Source organism: Exiguobacterium sp. KKBO11, assembly GCF_001644945.1.
Taxonomy (GTDB): domain Bacteria; phylum Bacillota; class Bacilli; order Exiguobacteriales; family Exiguobacteriaceae; genus Exiguobacterium_A; species Exiguobacterium_A abrahamii.
In genome coordinates this window covers 135149-157408 of record NZ_LUCU01000033.1, presented here as the reverse complement: position 1 = coordinate 157408, position 22260 = coordinate 135149, and the positions used below count along the sequence as shown (strand labels likewise).

At 48.2% G+C, this 22260-nt stretch carries 19 protein-coding genes; 6 read left to right on the top strand and 13 right to left on the bottom strand.

Annotation, left to right across the window (positions count from 1 at the left end; all coding sequences use genetic code 11):
- Positions 1 to 88: 88 nt before the first annotated feature.
- Complete coding sequence (locus AYO36_RS11830) at positions 89 to 1024, bottom strand: NADP-dependent oxidoreductase (RefSeq protein WP_064300529.1); 936 nt, start codon at positions 1022 to 1024, stop codon at positions 89 to 91.
- Between the two features lie 112 nt (positions 1025 to 1136).
- On the bottom strand, positions 1137 to 2606 hold the full coding sequence (locus tag AYO36_RS11825; RefSeq protein ID WP_064300528.1) for a methyl-accepting chemotaxis protein: 1470 nt from the start codon (positions 2604 to 2606) through the stop codon (positions 1137 to 1139).
- Between the two features lie 154 nt (positions 2607 to 2760).
- Between AYO36_RS11825 and crcB (AYO36_RS11820) the strand changes: the two genes are divergently transcribed.
- Positions 2761 to 3159 carry a fluoride efflux transporter CrcB gene (gene crcB, locus AYO36_RS11820; protein WP_064300527.1) on the top strand — a complete coding sequence of 133 codons (399 nt, stop codon included), beginning with the start codon at positions 2761 to 2763 and terminating at the stop codon, positions 3157 to 3159.
- Positions 3160 to 3510, top strand: coding sequence for a fluoride efflux transporter CrcB (gene crcB, locus AYO36_RS11815; protein ID WP_064300526.1), 351 nt, complete (start codon positions 3160 to 3162; stop codon positions 3508 to 3510).
- Positions 3511 to 3564: 54 nt separating this feature from the next.
- Here the strand turns inward: crcB (AYO36_RS11815) and AYO36_RS11810 are convergent, their stop codons facing one another.
- The 11 genes from AYO36_RS11810 to AYO36_RS11760 all read right to left on the bottom strand — a co-directional run bounded on the left by AYO36_RS11810 (position 3565) and on the right by AYO36_RS11760 (position 16624).
- Positions 3565 to 4419, bottom strand: coding sequence for a DegV family protein (locus tag AYO36_RS11810; RefSeq protein WP_058265493.1), 855 nt, complete (start codon positions 4417 to 4419; stop codon positions 3565 to 3567).
- Between the two features lie 70 nt (positions 4420 to 4489).
- Positions 4490 to 5521 (bottom strand): aldose epimerase family protein, encoded by a 1032-nt coding sequence (locus AYO36_RS11805; protein ID WP_050678898.1) that lies wholly within the window; start codon positions 5519 to 5521, stop codon positions 4490 to 4492.
- Between the two features lie 89 nt (positions 5522 to 5610).
- Positions 5611 to 7287, bottom strand: coding sequence for a LytS/YhcK type 5TM receptor domain-containing protein (locus AYO36_RS11800; protein WP_064300525.1), 1677 nt, complete (start codon positions 7285 to 7287; stop codon positions 5611 to 5613).
- A 179-nt stretch (positions 7288 to 7466) separates the two neighbouring features.
- Positions 7467 to 8783: a hemolysin family protein gene (locus AYO36_RS11795; protein ID WP_064300524.1), complete on the bottom strand. Its 1317-nt coding sequence runs from the start codon at positions 8781 to 8783 to the stop codon at positions 7467 to 7469.
- 36 nt (positions 8784 to 8819) lie between these two features.
- Entirely contained in the window at positions 8820 to 9188 is a 369-nt protein-coding gene (locus tag AYO36_RS17130; RefSeq protein ID WP_035399153.1) for a MerR family transcriptional regulator, read from the bottom strand.
- 156 nt (positions 9189 to 9344) lie between these two features.
- Entirely contained in the window at positions 9345 to 11480 is a 2136-nt protein-coding gene (locus AYO36_RS11785; protein ID WP_064300523.1) for a (Fe-S)-binding protein, read from the bottom strand.
- 177 nt (positions 11481 to 11657) lie between these two features.
- Complete coding sequence (locus AYO36_RS11780; RefSeq protein ID WP_064300522.1) at positions 11658 to 12992, bottom strand: alkaline phosphatase; 1335 nt, start codon at positions 12990 to 12992, stop codon at positions 11658 to 11660.
- 104 nt (positions 12993 to 13096) lie between these two features.
- The gene (locus AYO36_RS11775; RefSeq protein ID WP_064300521.1) at positions 13097 to 13534 is read right to left on the bottom strand and encodes an NUDIX domain-containing protein; all 438 of its coding nucleotides are present in this window, start codon (positions 13532 to 13534) and stop codon (positions 13097 to 13099) included.
- A 55-nt stretch (positions 13535 to 13589) separates the two neighbouring features.
- On the bottom strand, positions 13590 to 14009 hold the full coding sequence (locus AYO36_RS11770; protein WP_050677289.1) for a hypothetical protein: 420 nt from the start codon (positions 14007 to 14009) through the stop codon (positions 13590 to 13592).
- On the bottom strand, positions 13999 to 14421 hold the full coding sequence (locus AYO36_RS11765; protein ID WP_231884711.1) for a YwiB family protein: 423 nt from the start codon (positions 14419 to 14421) through the stop codon (positions 13999 to 14001). The genes AYO36_RS11770 and AYO36_RS11765 overlap by 11 nt, the downstream gene beginning before the upstream one ends.
- A 502-nt stretch (positions 14422 to 14923) precedes the next feature.
- Positions 14924 to 16624, bottom strand: a complete 1701-nt coding sequence (locus AYO36_RS11760; RefSeq protein ID WP_064300520.1) for a glycoside hydrolase family 13 protein — start codon at positions 16622 to 16624, stop codon at positions 14924 to 14926.
- A 349-nt stretch (positions 16625 to 16973) separates the two neighbouring features.
- On the opposite strand from AYO36_RS11760, the gene AYO36_RS11755 reads away from it, so the two are divergent.
- The 4 genes from AYO36_RS11755 to AYO36_RS11740 all read left to right on the top strand — a co-directional run bounded on the left by AYO36_RS11755 (position 16974) and on the right by AYO36_RS11740 (position 22147).
- On the top strand, positions 16974 to 18410 hold the full coding sequence (locus AYO36_RS11755) for an NAD-dependent succinate-semialdehyde dehydrogenase (RefSeq protein ID WP_064300519.1): 1437 nt from the start codon (positions 16974 to 16976) through the stop codon (positions 18408 to 18410).
- Positions 18407 to 20035 carry an acetolactate synthase large subunit gene (locus AYO36_RS11750; protein WP_064300518.1) on the top strand — a complete coding sequence of 543 codons (1629 nt, stop codon included), beginning with the start codon at positions 18407 to 18409 and terminating at the stop codon, positions 20033 to 20035. Before AYO36_RS11755 ends, AYO36_RS11750 begins: the two co-directional genes overlap by 4 nt.
- Positions 20036 to 20040: 5 nt before the next feature.
- On the top strand, positions 20041 to 20367 hold the full coding sequence (gene ytxJ / locus AYO36_RS11745) for a bacillithiol system redox-active protein YtxJ (RefSeq protein ID WP_029343222.1): 327 nt from the start codon (positions 20041 to 20043) through the stop codon (positions 20365 to 20367).
- A gap of 244 nt (positions 20368 to 20611) precedes the next feature.
- Positions 20612 to 22147, top strand: a complete 1536-nt coding sequence (locus AYO36_RS11740; protein WP_064300517.1) for a DHA2 family efflux MFS transporter permease subunit — start codon at positions 20612 to 20614, stop codon at positions 22145 to 22147.
- Positions 22148 to 22260: the final 113 nt, after the last annotated feature.

Sequence of the window (22260 nt, the reverse complement as noted above, 5' to 3'; positions counted from 1 at the left end):
TTTTTTAACCAGGTTATTTTTTGTTTAAGGTCCGATAAAAAGATTGACAAAAATAAAAGAGAACGCTAATTTCAGCGTCCTCCTCTCCTTATTCTCCTTTGACCCGGATGACGATTTTTCCTTTTGTGTGCCCTTCTTCGCCATAATCATGTGCTTCCTTGATTTGATCCAGATCAAAAATCCGATCAACGACAGGTTGTAGCTCACCACGTTCGACGGCTTTAGCGATATGTCGCAAACGTTCACCGGTTGGTTGCATGAAGACATACGCAGATCGTGCATTATGTTGCTTCGCTTGCTCTTCATCCGGTGGTGTGGAAATCGAGACGAGCATTCCGTTCGGCTTCAGCATCTGATACAGCTCCCCTTGCTTGTCGCCACCCATCGTATCGAATACAAAATCGATATCCCGAACACGATCGGCTGGGTTTTCTTGTTTGTAGTCGATGACTTCGTCGGCTCCAAGCGCTTTTACCCAGTCGACGTTTTTCGTACTTGTTGACGTGATAACGTACAAACCGTTTGCTTTTGCGAGTTGAATCGCAACCGTTCCGACGCCCCCTGATCCGGCACCAATAAAGATCCGGTCACCCGGCTTCGCATCCATCACTTCGAACATGACTTGCCATGCTGTATGCGAAACGAGTGGAAGAGACGCTGCTTCAGCAAAACTAAGCGATTCTGGTTTTTTGACGACGAGGTGCGCATCGACTGCGACATACTCGGCATATGTTCCTTGACGAGCAATTTCCGGGCGACTGAAAACGGCGTCCCCGACTTGAAGATCCGAGACGTTTTCTCCGACTTCCTGAATCACACCGGCAACGTCCCAACCGATGATGAGCGGCATCTCATAGCTCAACATCTGACGCAAATAGCCTTCGCGTAGTTTCCAATCGACCGGGTTCACACTCGCGGCATAGACTTCGATTAAAACATCATCTGGTCCAATGACTGGCTTGTCCAGTTCTCCGACCTTAAATTGTTCCGATCCACCATACTGTTCAATGTAAGCTGCCTTCATCCGTTGACTCCTCCTTCGATAATCGTTCCCTATCTTCTTCCCCGTCCGTAACAACGACAAACAGTCTGAAGATACACGACAGCTCTCCATCAATCGATGAAGAGCTGTTTCGTTAAGCATTCGTTTGTTGAAGGGTTGATGCTGTCTCATTCAAGGCATGAATCGCCTGCTGCAGTTCCATGACCTGGCCAACTTGATGACGTGTCAAACCGGATAATGACTCACTTTGTGAAAGCAAGGCATTCATGAACGTGTCGAGTTGACCGGTTGCTGTCGTGATAGCAGTAAGACTACTCGTCATCGTCGCGAACTGGGTCTGCGCCGACTGGATCGAACCGACGACTTCCGTTGCATCCATCTCAATCGTCTGTAGTGCTAACTGACTCTCGGCCATTCGCTCTTCCTGCTCACGTAACAATGTCGTGCTGGCATGAATCGAGTTGCCGGTTTGCGTGACGTCCTGATCAACACGTTCGATGATTGCATTGATTTCCTTCGACGCTTCTGCCGTCTGTGCTGATAGATTACGGATTTCTTGCGCAACGACCGTAAAGCCTTTTCCGAACTCGCCCGCACGAGCTGCTTCGATCGATGCGTTAAGACTAAGCAGGTTCGTTTGCGCCGCAATCGCATTAATGCTCGACGTGATGGCGACGATTTCCTGGAAACGTCCGGCGAGTTGTCCGAACGACGTGACCGACTCATCCATGCTCGTCGTCAATTGTTGTAAGGATTGTCCGGCAAGACCAATTGTCTGCCTGCTCTTTTCGGCTGTCGTTCGCGACGACGAACTTCGCTCGAGTGCGTGGTCGACAGAAACGGTCACATCCTCCATCCGGTTGACTTGCTGGTCGTTCAATTGGCGAATTTCACGAATCGCTTGAACGCTTCCTGCTGCATCATGTGCCAGCCGTTGCATCGCCAGATCAACCTGACTGAAGGAATCCTTCGCCGCGTCGACTGTTTCACTCATCTTTTCCGTGAACGTCGTTACTTCCGTTGCGGTTGCTGCCGTTTGCTCGAGGGCAGTTTGCGACGTTGCCGCGTAGGCTTCCGACCGTTCTTGTTCTTGACGGACGGCTAACATGACGTTCCGTCCAAAGACGGCGACAAAAACCGCCGCTGAGAAAATCATCAAATAGATGACATAGGCAACGATCAAATCGAATGCATTCGTAAAGACAATCGTTCCTAGCATTGTGAATACTGCCATCTCAACGAGTCCAAGGATTCCGGCGAGAATGACCAAACGCGGAATCAAATAAACGATTGAAATCGTCAAGTAGAGATAGACGATCGTCCAAATGCTCGGCGACGGCAATATCATCAAGACTAGAGCGAGGACGAAATACGTTAATGTCACTTGGACGTACTTCCCGCTTGGACGATGTCCAAGTAGGCGGTTACCCACAAGCAACGCGACCGTCAAGATCAAACCACCGACTAAAAACTGATAAAACACACTGATTGGGACGTAATTCATTTGCGCAAATAAGAAAATCAATGGATGCGCGATCGTAATTAACGTTGCAATCAGGCGGGACAAAATCTTTGTACTTTGTTGCTCGAGGGCAGATACCATCTTGTTCAAACTCCTTCACCTTATTAAAGTCATACAGTTGTTCATCGGCAGAAAGAATTCAATCGTTAAGTCCCTCGCGTGACTTTTTTTCTTGACGCTTTCTTGAGAGCGGGAGTACGGTTAACGTAGACTTTTTTCAGAAAAGAGGATTCATATGCTGTATGTACTCGTTGGTTTCGCGGGGGTACTGGGTGCCTCTGCGCGTTATGGGCTCGGACTGCTGATTAGCGACTTGACGACTGGTCCTTTCCCGTGGCCAACGCTTGTCATCAACTTGATCGGGAGTTTTCTTCTCGGCTATGCGACACACTTTTTATTTCGAACGAAACTCTTACATCAATATGCGATCACAGCCATCGGCACGGGTTTCATCGGCTCATTTACGACGTTTTCGACATTCAGCGTCGAGACCGTGACCTTACTCAACGAACGTCATTTAGCGGACGCGTTCCTCTATGTACTCGTCAGCCTATTCGGCGGTCTATTCCTGTCTTATGTCGGTTACGCGCTCGGAACACGACGACTGCGTCACGTGACGAAAGGACGTGAGTGAATGACGCTACTCGCTCTTGCCATCGGTGCTTTTTGTGGTGCCATCAGTCGTTTTGCCGTCAGTCAATGGATGAAGACGTTTTGGAAACGCGAATTTCCACTGGCGACGTTCCTGATTAACGTACTCGGTTCATTTTTACTTGGACTCGTCATCGGGGCGCATCTCGATACGACATGGACGTTACTCTTAGGTACCGGCTTCCTCGGATCATTTACGACATTCTCAACGTTTAAAATCGAGACATTGCAGCTATTTCAGGACGGAAATCGTAAAGTGCTCACCCTCTATCTCATCTCGAGCTACGGTTTCGGAATTCTTGCAGCTTTCCTTGGAATCACACTTACAGCTTGAACGAAACAAGAGGCGACGGAAAAATCCGTCGCCTCTTGTCGTATCCGTTTTAGTTTAATCATTCATCCAGAATAGACCAACCGTCTCTGCTCCGGCATGCGTCCCGATCGCTGGTCCGAACGTGCCTTCGAGAATCGTCAAATCCGGGAACTTCGCTGCGACTTGTTGCCGCAGTTCCGCTGCCATTTCCGGTGCCATCGTCGTCGCGACATAAATCCGGTTCTTGTAGAACGTGTGCTGACGCATCGATTCGTCGATTTGTTTGACCATCTCGATGTAAGCTTTCTTTAAAGAACGTGCTTTTTTGAATGGCACGATTTTTCCGGCTTCATCCGTCGTGATGATCGGTTTGATGCTAAGCAAGTTCGCAAGGAACAGATCTCCTGATGAGACACGTCCACCCCGGCGCATCGTCTCCATATTACCGACGATCATATAGAAATGGGTCTTTTTCGTCAATGCTTGTAAAGCAGCGACGATTTCCTCGACGGATTTCCCCTGTGCCGCAAGCTCCATCCCGTAACGAATGAATTCCTGCTGGTTCTCAAACGCCGTATGAGAGTCGATGATGTGAACGGGGAAGCTGGCTGCTTCCGCTGCTGATGCTGAACTTTGGACGGTACTCGATAATCCATTCGTACAGTGCACTGCAATCGCACAGTCATAGCCTTCTTCTTTCAAGCGTTCGTATGTTCCGACGAACTCTCCAAAAATTGGTTGTGATGTTTTGGCAATCAGCTTTTTGTCCGCATCTAGGGCACGGAACAGTCGTTCGACCGTGATCGCATTCTCTTGATACGCCGTATCACCGAGTAAGATTTGAATCGGTACGACATTGACGCCGATCGCTTCTGCCTCTTCCTTCGTGAAATAGGCCATACTATCGGTCACCCATGCTATTTTAGTCATTTTCCTTAGCCTCCGTTAGATTCTTCTCGCTTTATCCTACCATATACAGAAGTGGAAATCGCAAGAAACGTCATGACATCATCTGAAAATGAAACGATGTGCGCTTATGATAGTGTTTGCCGGCATGTAAGACGACGGAAGGAAAATTCGGTTGGTTGATCGCATCCGGCAACCCTTGTGTCTCAAAACAGATGCCAAGGTATGGCGTTGCTCGTCTTCCACAAATCGTAAACTCGCCTGACAAGTGATTAGCAGTGTAAACGACAACTCCCGGTTGATCCGTCACGACGCGCAAACGTCTACCACTGATTGGTTCGTCGAGAACGATTTCCCCACCCTCTCTGAGTAAAAAGGGGTGATCGACACCACTACCTGCTTGACGCAACTCTTCGTCTGGTGCGTGTGTCACTTCATGTAGCGGACGAGCTTCCGAAAAATCAAAGACGGTGTCTGTTACCGGGAGAATGTCACCGGTCGGTACCGCATCTTTTGTCAACGGAACATAAAAAGGTGCATCCATTCGTAACAGATGCTGTTCAATCGTCGTTTTTGCTTCACCCGTCAAGTTAAAGTACGTATGATTCGTCGGACTGAATGGTGTCGAAGCTGTCGTCTCCGCTTCATAATGAATATGCAGGACGTTCTCATCCGTCCATTCGAACGTCAGCGTGAACGACAAGTGACCCGGATAGCCGTTCTCACCACTCGGACTATCTAAACGTAGAACAAGTTTGTCGTCGTTGATTTCGTGTGTGAACATCCGGTTCGCCCAATTTTCGCTTCCTCCATGGAGGTGATGTTCACCCTCATTTTGCTCAAGAACGTACGTCATCCCTTCCAACGCGAATGCGCCATTCGCAATTCTTCCGCCGACGCGTCCGATCGTGGCGCCTAAGTGATGCGGATCATCCTGATATTCTGATAGGTCGTCAAACGCGAGTACGACATTTTCGATCATTCCATGTTGATCCGGAACCCGGATGGCAAGAATTTTTGCGCCTCGGTTCAAGATATCGATACTATGCCCATGCACATTCTGTAACGTGAATCGTAACAAGGACTGATCACCTAGTTGTCCCACTTCTGTTGTCGTAATCATCATCTGCTTCCTCCTGTACGATACATTTTCCTGTTTTCGTATTTACCCTCGGAACGAGACAAAAAAACAACAATGGCAAAAGACCACTGTTGTTAAAGAGACGGGAGAGGTAATCGCACTTCGATCCGAGTTCCTTGATGGATGATCGAGTGGACGTGTAATGTTGCAGTCAGACCGTATGTCACGTCTAATGCGCGTCGAATCAGGAACAGGTTCGAATCTCCCGCTTCCTGTTGATTCAGTTGTTGCATCACGGCAAGCGGCATCCCTTGTCCATTATCCGTGACTTCGATGACCCAGTCCGTCGTCGCCCTAAAGGCACGGACATCAATCCGGTGATGTCGTCCTGCCTTTACGAACGCATGACGCAGTGCATTATCGACAAGCTGCGTCACAAGGAATGGAAAGACGAAGTATTCTTCAACAGCGGTCTCGATATCAAGATCGACCGTGATATCGGCGGAGGTCAGTTGATTCGGGCGACGCCGTGTTCCTTCTAGTGATAAATAGGCCTTCAGGGTCGCCAGTTCCTCGCGTAGTGGATGTTCATCATGCCGCGTCGCTGCCGTCAAAAGTTGAAGCAGGGCATTCAATTGATGTTTCACAGGAGTTCCCGGATCAGCTGTCCGCTGGATTTCTTCGATGATACCTTTTAGATAGCTGACATGTAACATCGGTTTCATCTTTCTCCCACTTAATCGGAGCAACTGATCTTCTCGGTGCATGTGTAGCTCTCGTGCTAATAAACGGACGAGTTGTTCCGTCATCCGCTCGACAGTGTCGTCAAATAAGTCTTTCGAAAAGTAACAGATGACACCTGCCTTTTGACCGTTAATGCGCATCGGATGAAAACTGAGAATTTGTCCCGTCTGCTCGTCTTCCTGTCGGACGGGTTCTTCTGCTTCGATCCATCGTTGTTCCTCACGTCTCGGTTGCTCGCCACAGACTGCTGGTTGCTGGTCCGTCATATCGATGACGACCTCTGTCGCCCCGAGCACGACGATCCGTTGCATCTTCGTTTCCTTCAATAACGTCGCTCCAATCTGCCGCGCGACTTCCGAAGTCAATCCCTGCTTTCGTAAAGGTTGTAACGCTTGCAATAGACGATCGGAACGCTCGGTCTGGCGGACGAAGAGATCGCCTTCGAGTCGTAGTTGTGTCCGTAAGATCATGATGAACAGTACGACCCCACATATGTTCGCGAACAGTAACGGAAAAGCAGCACGGCTCATCAAATCAAGCGCTTCTGCCGTATCGGGGGCAAGTAATAACGTAATCCCACTTTCGAACAATAATGCCGTCAATACGATACCGATCGGTGGAACGAGCGCATAACCATCATGCAAACGCCAGCGTTTTCGATACCAACCGCTCGCAAGTCCAGCGAGCATTGCGATGATCCAACCTGCTTCTGCCCCTAACGAACCAAGTACGTAGCGGTGTAGACCGACTATACATCCCGTGATGCCGCCGATCACTGGTCCACCAATCAATCCGCTCGTCACGATGACAGCGAGTCGGGTATCGAGCAATAGGGCATCCTTTTCGACGGCTAATCCGAGTAACGGATCAATCGTCGTATCTTGCGAAAGTTCAATTCCTGCGTAGTTCATTAAAATACCGGATGACACGAATGCAAACAGCAGTGGAAGATTCATTCCGCGGTCCATCTTGAATATGTATCGGGAAATGCGCCACTGGGACAATAAAAAGGCTAACAGTGCTAACATACCTAAACGACTCAGTAAGAATGGAATCTGCTCGAGCACGGAATACCTCCTCGTTTCATAGGACGCGATTTAACAATAAAGTAGCTGTAGATTACATTCCCGCTCCTCTCTGCATTCTCCTATCATGACTGCCGAAAGTTCGCACAATCCGTCCATTCTTGATTTTTTGACTGATGCGATGAAAAAAAAGCCGGTTCCTCCATGAGGAACCGACCATTTTATGCTTCTGCTTGTTCAGCTGGATGCAACCAAATCTTGACGCGGTTGATTTGATAGTTTTCCATCTCCATCACTTCGACGGAGAAGTCTGGTGTGTCGATATGCTCACCTGGCTGAAGATCGATGTTGTGCATCTGAATCCAGCCACCGATCGTATCGACATCTTCGACATTCGTAAAGCGAATGTTGAAACGTTCTTCCAGGTCAGCGAGCAAGACTGTACCGTCGAGCAAGAACTCGTCCGATTTGACCTGTTCGATTTCTTCGACTTCATCTGCGTCGAATTCATCACGGATTTCACCGACGATTTCTTCGAGTAAGTCTTCCATCGAGACGAGGCCTGCCGTTCCACCGTATTCGTCGACGACGAGAACGAGATGGGTCCGGGTCCGTTTCATCTTGCGAAGTGTCTCTTGAAGCGACGTCACTTCCGAAACAACCGGTAAATCCTTGATATAATGCGTTACCGGATGCTCATTCCCGTTCGCATAATCCGTCAAGACTTCCTTGACGTTGACGTATCCGAGAATCCGGTCTTTATCATTTTCTTCTGTGACCGGGTAACGCGTGTACGGATTATCCATGAAGATTTCCATCAGTTCATTTTTCGTCAAACGTTCCGAGATCGTCTCCATCCGCATCCGCGGAACCATCAAATCTTTGACGATGTGCTCATCAAACGCAAAGACGTTTTGCATGAGGGCAAGTTCCGTTTGGTTGATTTCACCACTTTGGAAACTTTGCGCCATGATGATTTTCAATTCATCTTCCGAGTGGGCTTGTTCGTGCCCTGCTGGTTTGACACCGAACAGACCGAGGAATAAGCGCGCTGAACCGTTGAGTAACCAAATGAATGGGTACATGATTTTACCGAACACATAAAGTGGACGGGCGAACAACAATGTCATGCGTTCTGCATACTGAATCGCAAGCGTCTTCGGAGCGAGTTCACCGATGACGACGTGTAAGAACGTTACGGATACGAATGCGATACCGAACGACAAGAGTGTCGAAACAGCAGCAGAGATTCCGAAGTCGTCGAAAACAGGATGCAAGATCTTTTCAACGGTTGGTTCACCAAGTGCCCCAAGACCAAGTGCCGTGACCGTGATACCAAGCTGACAGGCAGACAAGTAGTAGTCGAGATCGCCCGCGATTTTTTTCGCAAGGACGGCACTTTTGTTTCCTTCTTGAATCATTTGATCCAAACGCGACATCCGAACCTTAACGACAGCAAATTCCGATCCGACGAAAAACGCCGTCAACGCAATCAACAAGACCACTAAAAATAAATTGATGAATAATATAGTATCCAAAATCCCCTAAACAGGGGTCACCTCCATTGTTTTGTATTAAAGCTGTGCAATCAAGGAAGCAATCAATGTCAGACGCCGGGACAGTTCTAAGCGGATCGCTTGTTTTTCGACATCCGTCGAATGTAACAAACGCTGCTCGAGTCCTTCAACCGTCGCCTGAAGTTGTTTCACTTCCTGATAAATCGTCTCCCCTGTTTTTTGTTCCCGTTCCGTAAAAGAAGCAAGAATCTCTTGCAGGGAAAGCCGTTGAGACTTCAAATATTCAATCTTTTCGATTTGATGAATGACCGATTCGTCATACAGACGGTAGCCAGACGCAGTACGCTCTGGTGTTAACAGACCGAGTGATGTGTAATAATCGATCGTTCGTTTTGATAAGCCGGTGGTCTCCGCGACCTGACCGATTCGAAGTAACGCCTTCCCAAAAGATTCTCACCTCCTTTCCATAGCTAGTTCTTTTATCTTATCATGTCAAAACCATACAGTAAAACGTCGCGCTTTTTTAGAGAAAAAAAACGACTACTCCCGTTCGCACGAGAATAATCGTTTCATCTCACTTTTTCATACGGTTGCGACAGGTTCTTCGACTGGTACACCGACGATCGACCGTTCCAGTAATTCAACGACATCGTACGTAGCAACCGCCTCGTCGACTTCCTTCGCCTTCGTGCCGTCACTGAGCATCGTCAGACAGTACGGACATGCTGACCCAATGACAGACGGTTGGACCGTCAACAATTGTTCCGTCCGTGCGACGTTGACGCGTGCGCCGACTTTTTCTTCTTGCCACATCATGCCGCCACCAGCACCGCAACACATCCCTTTTTCCCGGTTGCGTTCCGTCTCGACGAGCGTGATGCCTGGAATCTTCTCGAGAATATAACGTGGTGCGTCGTAAATATCATTGTAACGACCGAGATAACACGAATCGTGATAGACGACACGCTCCTTGACTTCATGGAGCGGTGTGATGCGTTTCTCGTCAATCAGTCGTGCGAGCAATTCAGTATGGTGATACACTTCAACGTCCGGACTAAGTCCGAAGTCTGGATACTCGTTTTTAAATGTATTGTAGGCATGCGGATCAATCGTGACGATCTTTTTGACGCCATACTTTTCAAATGATTTAATGTTTGCTTCCGCGAGTTCCTGGAACAAAACTTCGTTCCCGATCCGGCGCGGTGTATCTCCTGAGTTTTTCTCATCGTTTCCTAGAATCGCAAACGAGATGTCTGCCTCGTTTAGAATACGCGCAAACGCCATCGCGATTTTTTGACTTCGGTTATCGTACGATCCCATCGCACCAACCCAGAACAGGTACTCGAAGTCTTCGCCCGCTTTTTTCTTCTCCTTTGCTGTCGGAACGACGAGTTCATCCCGGTTTTTCCGCCAGTTTTCGCGTTCTTTCCGGTTCATCCCCCACGGATTACCTTGACGTTCGATGTTCGCCATCGTCCGTTGCATCTCCGGATCCATCTTGCCTTCCATCATGACAAGGTGACGACGAAGATCGATGATCTTATCGACATGTTCGTTCATGACCGGACACTGATCTTCACAGTTCCGACAAGTCGTACACGCCCAGATTTCTTCTTCCGTAATGACATTCCCAATCAATGAATCCGGAACGATATCCATCTGTCCGGCTGCTGCCAGTGAAGCGATTTGGTTGCCTTGCGATCCTTCAAACGCAAAGGCAGGTGCCCATGGCGAACGTTGAGTGATTGCTGCCGTTTTCATGTTGAGATGGTCCCGTAATTTAACGATCAAATCCATCGGCGACAGCATCTTCCCCGTTCCGCTCGCTGGGCACATATTCGTACAGCGTCCACACTCGACGCAAGCATACAGATCAACGAGCTGTTTCTGATTGAAATCTTCGATTCGGTTGACCCCGAAGCTAAATTCCGCTTCGTCGTCTTCTGCCTCTTCCATGACCGATAGATCAATCGGCGCCAAACGCCCGACTTTCGATGTTCGACCGAGCCAAACATTGGCTGTACCGGCAATCAAGTGTGCATGTTTACCTTGCGGGATATAGACCATGAAGCTAAGTAAGAACAGTAAGTGCGCCCACCAGAAGAAAACGAATAGTCCGAACGCAATTGATTCCGGCACCCAACTGAATAAGAACGCGATGCTTGAAGCAACCGGTTCACCGAGCGTCGAATGATTCTCATAGACAAGGAAGAATCCATTTCCGAACAGGACGGCGACCATCAAACCACCGATGAAGATCAACGCAAGACCTGCCATGAAGTTTCGTTTCAAGCGGACGAGTTTCTCGACGTACCGGCGATAAAATCCCCAAACGACGGCAATCAAGATGACGAGCATGACGATTTCTTGGAAGAATGTAAAAATCGGATAAAGCGGACCGAGTGGGACGTGCGGGAAACGCTGACCGACGGCGAGTCCTTTCCAGATAAAATCGATCGCTCCGAATTGAACAAGTAAGAAGCCGTAGAACATCATGACGTGGATAGCGCCACTTTTCTTATCCTTTAATAATTTCTTTTGACCGAAAACGTTGACTAAGACCGCGTCCAGTCGTTCTTTGTTCGTCAGTGTCCATTCCGCCTTTTTCCCCCGTTTAATGGCGGCATAACGACTTTTGACGAGTGACGTGAACAGATAGCCCGCATAGCCGATGACGAGTAGGAAGGCAATCCAGTTAATGAGTAAAAACGTATTCATGTTCGAACAAACCCCTTTCCCCCTAAAGCAGTTGTGTTGAAATGAGTATAGCATATAATGAATGGCTATTCATTCATTTTTTTCATTTAGTTTTTACTGTGTCACAGAAGCAGATAAGTACTCAAAAAAAATCAAGCAGTGGATCATCCACCGCTTGATTTAATCACATCCGATAAGTCATTTTTTTAATTTCATCGCATTGGCCATCAGACCAGGGATGTCCGTATTTTCATGCAATCCACTGAACTGTTCGCTTTGTGGACCGTACGCGTAGAGCGGAACGTCAACACCTGTATGCACGGCAGTCGTCCAGCCGACATACGCTCGTTTACTGATCATCTCATTCAATGTCATGACGCGTTTCTTCGCATCCACTTTTTGCAACGTCTGAATTTCTTCAGCCGTCAAATCAAACGTCGTTTCTCGTTTGACGACAGTTGCGATGTTCGATAAGTCGTCGTTGAACTGACGAACCATCTCATCTCCCGTCGCCTTGACGTTTTTCAAGACTTCCGGTTTCGCTACGTACTCATCGTATCCACCGACTGACATACCACCTGTATCATGGTCACCGGCAACGACGACTAAAGTATGTTTATCTTTTGCAGCAAAACGAAGCACTTTTTCGACAGCCTGGTGGAACGCTTCTGCATCCTTCATCGCCCAAGCAGCATCATGCGCGTGACCCGCCCAGTCGATCTGACTTCCTTCTACCATCAAGAAGAAGCCATCGCGGTCTTTCTTCAATGTTTGCAGGGCTTTCGATGTCATCGTCGCAAGACTCGGTTGATTCGTGTTTTCCCGGTCCAGTTCTGGTGCCATTCCTTCTTCTGCAAACAATCCAAGAACTTTACGACCATCCGTCTCATTCAGACTTTCGAGTGAATCCGCATACTGGTATCCTGCTCGTTCTGCTTTCTTCACTAGATTACCAGCCTCTTGAACGCCACCATTCTTTTGATCAAAAAAGAACTTCTGACCGCCACCCAGTAAGACGTCGACTTTCATTTCATCCATGTATTGTTTCGCGATGTCCGCTTCATTCGCACGCGTTGCGACGTGCGATGCAAAAACAGCTGGTGTCGCATGGGTGATGGCTGATGTCGAGACAAGTCCTGTTGCTTTGCCTGCTTGATCCGCCCGATCAAGAATAGACGCTACTTCTTTTCCACTTGGATCCATACCGATTGTTCCGTTGTTTGTTTTTGTTCCTGTTGCCATCGCCGTTCCGGCAGCTGCTGAATCGGTCACTTTCGTGTTTGCCGAATACGTCCGCATCATTCCTTTTAAGTGATCGTCGAGTTCCGTCTCCTCGCCTCCTTGATACCAGCGATAATTCGTTGCATAGGCAGCCGAATAACCGTCCGGGATCATGAAGATGACATTTTTAACCTTCGCTTGTTTCGTGTTTTGTTTTGCCTCGACTGGCTGAGCCGATTCATATGTATAGCCCGCAACTCCCGTCATAAGCACTGTACCGAGAATACCTGTCGCCATCCATTTCTTGTTCATTTGTGTTTCCTCCCTGTTCCCGATGATGGTTTCATCATACCGAGCGAATGTAAATGAACGATGGAGACCGCTTTAAGGAATGTAAAGAAATGATGACAGCCGAGTTACCACTTCATCTCTTCAAACATGTAATAGCCTTTGTGCTGTTCTTCTAAATATGCCGATAACGGAAGACGGACGTCTTCACTCGTGATGTACTCCGCTAACTCCGTTTGATCGATCCACTTCGTCTCAATGATTTCTTCATCGGGATCATTTGGATCAAGTACACCACTCACTTCGCAATCAAAATAAGTCACGAGGCTGTGCGCTCGATAGGTCGGCATGAAGTTCTCCGTTAAGAACGCAAACGACGACGATGTGACCGTCAAGCCGGTTTCTTCTTCCACCTCGCGACGCAGTGCTTGCTCGAGTGTCTCTCCAGACTCAATCTGTCCACCGGGTAAGCTCCAGCGCTTCTCCTGACCTGATTGATTATGGACGACGAGCAGTTGATCGCCCTTGCGGATGATCGCGACGATGATTCGATAGAGTGGATACATGGCGCTTCCTCCTAAAAAGACCACCTTGTCTAAAACAAGATGGTCCACTGATTGTTTATTCTAAACCGAGCGACTGTGGCAGACGGACTGCACGTGCGAAGGCGTTTTTATAGTCCTTTTTCGCGACTAACTTTTCGACTTCACGGATTGCTGGATGCTGTTCGTCCGCGAACGCACCAAGAATCGTCAAGTAACGCTCGTATACTTGATCGTCTTCCTGACGTGCTTTCAAGAGTGCTGTATACAGCATGACGGTATCTTCACCGTATAAGACAGGTAATTCTTCATTGATTAAAAGTAACGTATCGATGGACTCCGGGTCGACCTTCGGATTGTATTCCGTGATGACCTGCTCTGCGAGTCCTTCGAGTTGATCACGCCATTCGTTATAACGCGGCTCATCGTTTTCGAGCCATTCAAACCATTCCTCTTCCAACATCTGCTCCATTTGACGTACTGTTTGTTCAAATGCCATTCGTCTCACTCCGTTCCCAAGTTAAATCAATCGTATACGTACCGACTGCTTGTCCATTCATCTTTAATGTATAGCGAAACTGCATCTGCTGCCGTTTCATCTCAATCGTCTCCGTGTCCGTTTCCATCAACATCTGACCGAATTGACTGCCGTACTGGCTTTTGGTCGTCTCTCCTAAAATGAAGACGTGATGCATCGCAACAGGACCTTTGCGATTCAAAGCGATCTGGTCTTTTGACCATTTGATCGTCGTATCGATCGGTTGTTCATCCGGCTGAACGAACTTCACGGCAAAACCGTCTTTTGTTTCGAACAACGTGCCGTCCGCCTCAAGTTCGACCGATTCATGCATCGGACCATCTTCGATCGTCGTCACTTGTCGTAATGACACCGGGTACTTTACTGGTTTCACTTCTATCACCTCATCGTTTAGCGTACACGATTTTTTCGTCTGATGCACCTTCTGCTTACATGCAAGAAAAAAACGGATTCGATGTACTTCGAATCCATTCCAGATTGTAGACAAATGGACTGACTCAAAAAAATGACGCACCTTTTCACGCCCTTTCCTCAGGCGAGACACAAGCCAGTTTTCCCGCTCCATTCGAGCAGGAAAACGGGTCTTGTTTGTCTCTGACAGCGCAAAATTGCGCTTTTTCCTGTAGGAGTGGCGTGTAACGTGTCATTTTTTTACATCGAAAGAACAATCAGAGAAGCGTTTTGTTCACTCGACATCGCCTCCTAGGGAAAAACAAGCAAGAGCGACCCTGCAGCGAAGCGAAGCGGCGCGATGCTTGTCCCAGGAAAACGATGCGAGACGAACAAAAAAAGCGCAATCCTTCTCGTTAGAGAACAATTGCACTTATCTTCAGTCTCAAACGTATTCGATGTACTCCGAATCCGTTCAAAACATATTAGCGCACACGGTACAGACGAGCTTCGAATGGACGAAGGACGAGTTCTGTTCCTTCGTGGTGCATCGTCGGATAGTTGCCAAGCAACATATTATCCGAGTGCAAGATGATGTCCGTATCGATTTCTGCTGTTTCGCCTTTTAAGTTCGTAACGATCAAGAATTGTTCGTCACCAAACGTCCGTGTATACGCGTAGACTTTCGTATCTTCCGGTAAGATGAGATCGTACGCACCGTAAATCAACGTCTCTTCCATCTTACGGATTTGGATCATTCGTTTGTAGAAGTTCAAGATCGAATCTTCATCTTGTTCTTGCGACGCGACGTTGATATCCGCGTAGTTCGGATTGACACCAAACCATGGAGATTGATTCGAGAAGCCACCGTTTTGCTCATTCGTCCACTGCATTGGTGTGCGTGAGTTATCACGGGACGAGTTCCAGATGACTTCCATGATTTCCTCATGTGTTTTCCCGGAAGCAAGTTGCATCTCATACATATTTTTTGTCGCGACATCATCATAATCCGAGATATCCGGGAATTGAACGTTCGTCATCCCGATCTCTTGTCCTTGATAGATGAACGGCGTGCCTTGCATGAAGAAGTACATCATCGCAAGCGACTTCGCGCTCTCTTTCCAGTACTGTTCCTCGTCACCCCAAAGAGAGACCGAACGAACCTTATCGTGGTTTTCGAGGTACAAGGCATTCCAACCTGTTGCTTCAAGTCCTTTTTGCCATTTCGTCAGCACTTGTTTCAGTTTGACGACGTCGACGCCTTTTTCTGCATCGGCACGCCAGAGATCCATGTGCTCGAACTGGAAGACCATGTTCATCTTGCCATTCTCTTCTCCGACCCAGAGATCTGCTTCTTCCGGCGTGACGCCATTTGCTTCTCCGACTGTCATGATATCGTATTTCGAGAATGTCTCATCCTTCAACTCTTCGAGATACGCATGGATGCCTTCGACGTTCATATGCATGTCGAATGACGGAACATACGGCATACCGAGCGGGTTCGGGAGATCAGCGAATGATTGATCCTTGTTGATGTGACTAATTGCATCGATTCGGAAACCGTCGATGCCTTTATCGAGCCACCAGTTGATCATCGTATAGACAGCTTGACGCATGTCGCGGTTTTGCCAATTCAAGTCTGGTTGACGACGCGAGAAGACGTGCAGGAAGTACTGCTCTGTCTTTTCATCATATTCCCATGCTGATCCACCGAAAATACTTTCCCAGTTGTTCGGTTCTCCACCATTGACGGCATCTTTCCAGATGTACCAATCGCGTTTATCATTGTCTTTTGATGAACGTGATTCAAGGAACCACGGGTGTTCATCCGATGTGTGGTTGACGACGAGATCAAGCAAGACCTTGATGTCACGCTTGTGCGCTTCTTCCATTAAAAGATCGAAGTCCGCCATCGTACCAAACTCATCCATGATGTCTTCATAATCACTAATGTCATATCCGTTATCGTCGTTCGGTGACTTGAACATTGGGCAAATCCAAAGAACGTCGACGCCAAGATCCTTCAAATAATCCAGTTTTGCGATGATACCCGGAATATCGCCGATTCCATCGTTGTTTGCATCGTAAAAGCTGCGTGGATAGATTTGGTAAGCAACTGCTTCTTTCCACCAAGCTCGTGTAATTGTTTGTTGGGCCGTTTCAGGGCGCGGTATCATTTGTGTCATGTGTCGTGAATCCTCTCGTAGGTCAGTCTTTGGGGTGTTATTTTCATCAGTCAGTTAACTTCTATACATATAGCGCAACCGATTGCGCAATTCCTCTACCTTTATCTTATCAAATCCACTTTTAAAGTCAATGTTTCGGGGGTGATTCCACCATTTCACATCAACGGTTGTCACTCTTCGTTCACACTGAATATTTCAGATTGTTTTACATTACATTTACTGAATTATCCTACACTGTTTATCGGTCGATTTCTACCCTTTTGCATAACCTTTCCTTCCGAAAGTGAATCTTTTTTTCTTCGTTCGGGTATACCCTTACCAATGCATGTAAAAAAGGGGGATTTTCAAGATGAAGGGACAATTCTTTATTGGTGGACAATGGCTAGATCATGGACGAGAACGGACGGATGTTACGAATCCAGCTACTGGAGAAGTCGTCGGTAGTGTACCAAACGGAACAAAATCAGACGTCAACGACGCAGTAGAAGCAGCACGGAAGGCATTTCCTGATTGGTCGAAACGGACAGTCTACGAACGTGCCGAACTTCTCGAGAAGTTATATGCGAAGATGATTGAGAAAAAAGACGAACTGGCTCGCCTGATGACGCTTGAAATGGGGAAACCGCTTGCTGAATCAGAAGGTGAAGTGCAGTATGCCGCAAACTTCGTCAAATGGTTTGCAGAGGAAGGAAAACGCGCTTATGGACGTGTCATTCCAACGCATGATGCTTCTAAACGACTTCAAGTCATCAAACAGCCGGTTGGTGTCGTTGCTGCGATCACACCATGGAATTTCCCGGCTGCCATGATTACCCGAAAGCTTGCTCCAGCACTCGTCGCCGGATGTACGTTCGTCATCAAACCACCAACAGCGACTCCGCTTACCGCGCTTCGTCTTCTTGAACTCTGTCAGGAAGTCGGGATTCCAGAAGGCGTCGTCAATGCCGTTACAGGGAGTGGGAAAGCACTCGGTGAATCACTCGCGACACATCCACATGTCGATAAGATCACCTTCACTGGTTCAACCGAAGTCGGACGGACGCTGATGGCTCAGGGAGCAGAGACGATCAAGGCGATGTCGCTCGAACTCGGCGGACATGCCCCGATTCTCGTCTTTGATGACTGTGATCTCGATTTAGCTGTCGCTGAGACGATTAAGTCGAAATTCCGTAATGGCGGACAAACGTGCGTCTGTGGAAACCGGATTTACGTATCCGACTCAATCTATGACACGTTCGTTGAAAAACTCGGGCAAGAGACAGCGAAGCTGAAGACCGGAAATGGTTTGGATGCTGAGACGAAGATTGGACCGATGATCAATAAGGCGGGTTACGATAAAGTCAAAAAGCATGTTGACGATGCGACATCTGCTGGTGCGCGAGTCGTCACGGGCGGAACAGGAACGACGGATGACGAGAACGATGTCTATTATTACGAAGCAACCGTTCTCGCAGACGTAAAACCCGGCATGCTGATCATGAACGAGGAGACGTTCGGACCTGTTGCTCCCGTCCAGCGTGTCAGTTCTGATGAGGAAGCAGTTCGTTACGCCAACCAGACACCGTTCGGTCTCGCTTCATACGTCTTTACGAAGGATTACGCGCGTGCGATTCGTGCAATCGAAGGGCTTGATTACGGAATCGTCGGCTGGAATGACGGCGTACCTTCCGCTGCGCAAGCACCATTTGGTGGAATGAAACAATCCGGTCTTGGGCGCGAAGGTGGCAGTGAAGGACTCGAAGCGTATCTCGAGACGAAGTACATTTCCATCGGTGGACTAGCGTGAACGCGGCGGATTGGTTCGTCCAATGTTTAGAGGCAGAGGGCGTCACGCATATCTTCGGTGTTCCCGGTGAGGAAAATATTACATTGCTCGAATCACTCAGTCGTTCATCGATCACGTTCATCACGACACGTCACGAAACGAACGCTGCGTTCATGGCAGCGATGTTCGGTCGCCTGAGTGGGCGACCGGGTGTCTGCCTATCGACGCTTGGTCCCGGTGCGACCAACATGATGACCGGTATTGCAAGTGCGACGATGGATCACTCCCCTGTCGTTGCGATCACAGGTCAAGGCGCGACAGCACGGCAACACAAAGCATCGCATCAAATGTTTGATCTCGTAGACCTCTATCGTCCGGTCACGAAGTCCAGTACGTCCGTTCTGTCAGCGGAGGTCATTCCGGAAATCGTTCGACGTGCCTTCGCGGCAGCAAAAAGCGAAAAACCAGGGGCAACCCATATTTCTTTTCCAGAAGACATTGCAAAACAAGAACGTGATCAAGCAGCGACACCCCTACAGCAGGACAGTACACCAACGCATCTCCATTCCTTGACGATTGATGATCCCGATGCCTTACGTCTGATTGAGCGCGCAAAACGTCCCGTCATCATTGCTGGATTTGGTATTCATCGACAACAAGCACTCGATGCGTTTCGAGCATTCGTCGAAAAGCTCCAAGCTCCCGTCGTCGAGACGATGATGGGAAAAGGAGCGATTTCTTCGCACCATCCGCTTGCTGCACACACGATCGGTTTACCAGACGTCGATTACAACCAGCGGATTCTCGATGCGAGTGACCTCATCATCACGGTCGGCTACGATATTACTGAGTTACCTCCGCAAAAATGGAATCCGAAAAAGACACCAATCGTCCATTTGGATACGAATCCTCACGAAATCGATGCCTATTATCCGGTCGTCGCAAACCTAGTCGGACCACTCGTCGATATGCTGACTGTATTGACTCCTTTACTGCCCGAGCGTGCGTGGAACGACTGGCAACAAGATCGCGATAAATTACGCGACGAGATTCAAGAAACGTACTCGTTTGCCTTGCCTTTACATCCTCAAAGTATCGTTCGTGAACTCGAACGAACTGTCGGCGAGGATGGCATGGTCTTCTCGGACGTTGGCGCACACAAAGTCTGGCTCGCTCGTCATTATCAAACGACACGTCCGAATCAGTTATTCATTTCCAACGGATTTGCTTCGATGGGCTATGGTTTATCGAGTGCGCTCGCAGCCAAGCTGTTATATCCGGACCGGCGAATCGTCTGTGCCGCTGGAGATGGTGCCTTTTTGATGAATGGACAAGATCTTGAAACCGCCGTTCGTCTGAAGCTTCCACTTGTCGTATTGATTTGGCGTGACGGAACCTATGGCCTGATTGAATGGAAACAACAACAAGCGTTTGGGCGGTCGTCCTACATCACGTTTGACAATCCAGACCTCGTTCAACTCGCTCATGCCTTCGGCGCACTCGGTCTCCGTGTCGGTGAACACGGCTCTCTCGCACATTGTCTTGACCAAGCATTTGCGAGTGATGGACCCGTTTTGATTGACTGTCCGGTCGATTACCGGGAAAATCTAAAGTTAAGTGAACGTCTCCGGACGTATGGAGGGTGAGATACATGACACAACCACGTAAGCTGCAATCTATTTCTGATTTTGATCAATTTGCGTCCGAACATACTGCGTTCGTGATTTGCAAACACAGCACGACATGTCCGATTAGTGCCGCAGGCTTCTCGGAGTATACGAAGTTCGCGGATGAAACGTCTGTTCCAACGGCGTATCTTTTCGTCCAAGAAGCTCGGACGTTATCGAACCATATCGCCGAACATTACAGCGTTCGACACGAGTCACCACAAGTCTTATTCATTCAAGACGGTAAATCGGTCTGGACAGCCTCTCATTACGACATCACGAAAGATGCACTTGAAACAAACGTCCAGTAATGCTAGCTATGAAACAAGCCTCCGGCAGTTTCAAACTGAAGACGAAGCGCAATTTTTCTTTCACGAGAAGGATTGCGCTTTTTTGTTTACTTCACTAGAAAAACGCTTTCAATCTTACATAAAAAATAAAATTATCTTTCTTAGCTATTATTATTTGTAATTCGAACTAAATCGGATTAAGATAAACTACAGATAGAACGACCGTATAGAAATATGTACCGTTAGTTTAGTTAGGAGGATATTCATGCAACAAAGTGCAACTCACACAGCTCGAGCTCCTTACGGCATTCTCGCCGTTTTGATGATCGGGGCATTCATTGCTTTCTTAAATAATACATTGCTCAACATCGCCCTGCCTTCGATCATGAAGGATCTTGCGATTGAACCATCGACTGCTCAATGGCTGTCGACTGGTTTCATGCTCGTCAACGGTGTCTTGATTCCGACATCTGCATTCTTGATTCAAAAATATTCGGTTCGTCGCCTCTTCTTACTCGCGATGACGCTCTTCTCGGCCGGAACGATTCTTGCCGGCTTCGCGGAAGTCTTTCCTGTGCTACTCGCAGGACGGATGATTCAAGCATCTGGTTCTGCAATCATGATGCCGTTACTGATGAACGTCATGCTCGTCAGTTTCCCGATTGAAAAACGTGGGACTGCGATGGGCTTCTTCGGATTAATCATGATGGGGGCTCCAGCGATCGGACCGACGTTGTCTGGTTGGATCATCGAGCACTATGATTGGCGGATGTTGTTCCACTTCATCACACCAATCGCCTTGATCGTGCTCGTTGCTGGTTTCTTCTTACTTCGTGACGTCAAGGAGCGGTCTGCCACTCGGATTGATCTCGCTTCCGTGGCACTTTCGTCACTTGGTTTCGGTGGCTTACTGTATGGATTCAGCTCAGCTGGCTCTAAAGGTTGGGATAGCTTCCACGTATATGGAGCGCTGATCGTCGGAGTCATCGCACTCGTGACATTCATTTACCGTCAGCTCTATATGGAACGTCCGATGCTCAACTTCAAGATTTATCGTTACCCGATGTTCGCCTTGTCTTCTGCCATCTCGATGGTCGTCACGATGGCGATGTTCTCTGGGATGTTATTGCTTCCGATTTATGTCCAGACGATTCGCGGTATCTCACCACTTGATGCGGGTCTCATGCTATTACCAGGGGCAATCTTGATGGCCGTCATGTCACCAATCAACGGGAAACTGTTTGATAAGATCGGTGGACGTCCTCTTGCGTTGACTGGTTTGTTCATCACAGTCGTTACCAGTTACTACTTCAGTCAGCTTGAGATGGATACGACGTATACACATCTGATCGTCCTGTATTCGTTACGGATGTTCGGGATGTCAATGGTCATGATGCCAGTCTCGACGAATGGTTTGAACCAGTTACCAACGCGCTACTATCCACACGGAACAGCGATGAACAATACGTTGCAACAAGTATCCGGTGCGATCGGAACCGCCTTGCTCGTAACGATCATGTCGACGCATGCCAAGACGCGTGGGACAGAACTCGCGGCTGAAGCGGCGAAGAACATGACGAGTCAACCGACAGCTGAAGCGGCTGCTGCTCTGAAACAGCAGATTACGATGCAAGCGACGCTTGACGGAATCAACTATGCGTTCTTCATCTCGACGTTCATCGCTGGTCTAGCATTCGTCCTTGCCTTCTTCATTAAACGGGCGACACAAGCTGAAGACATCATCAGCGATCAACGCTCATTGAACGAAACGATCGTCAAACCACAAGTTTCCAATCAGTAAGTGCAAAAGCAGTCGCCTCTCGCGACTGCTTTTTTTATTTCTTAAGCTATATACTGGTACCCCCCATACCTATATGTTAGAGTAAAGATAACAACAAAATCACCAAAGGAGGC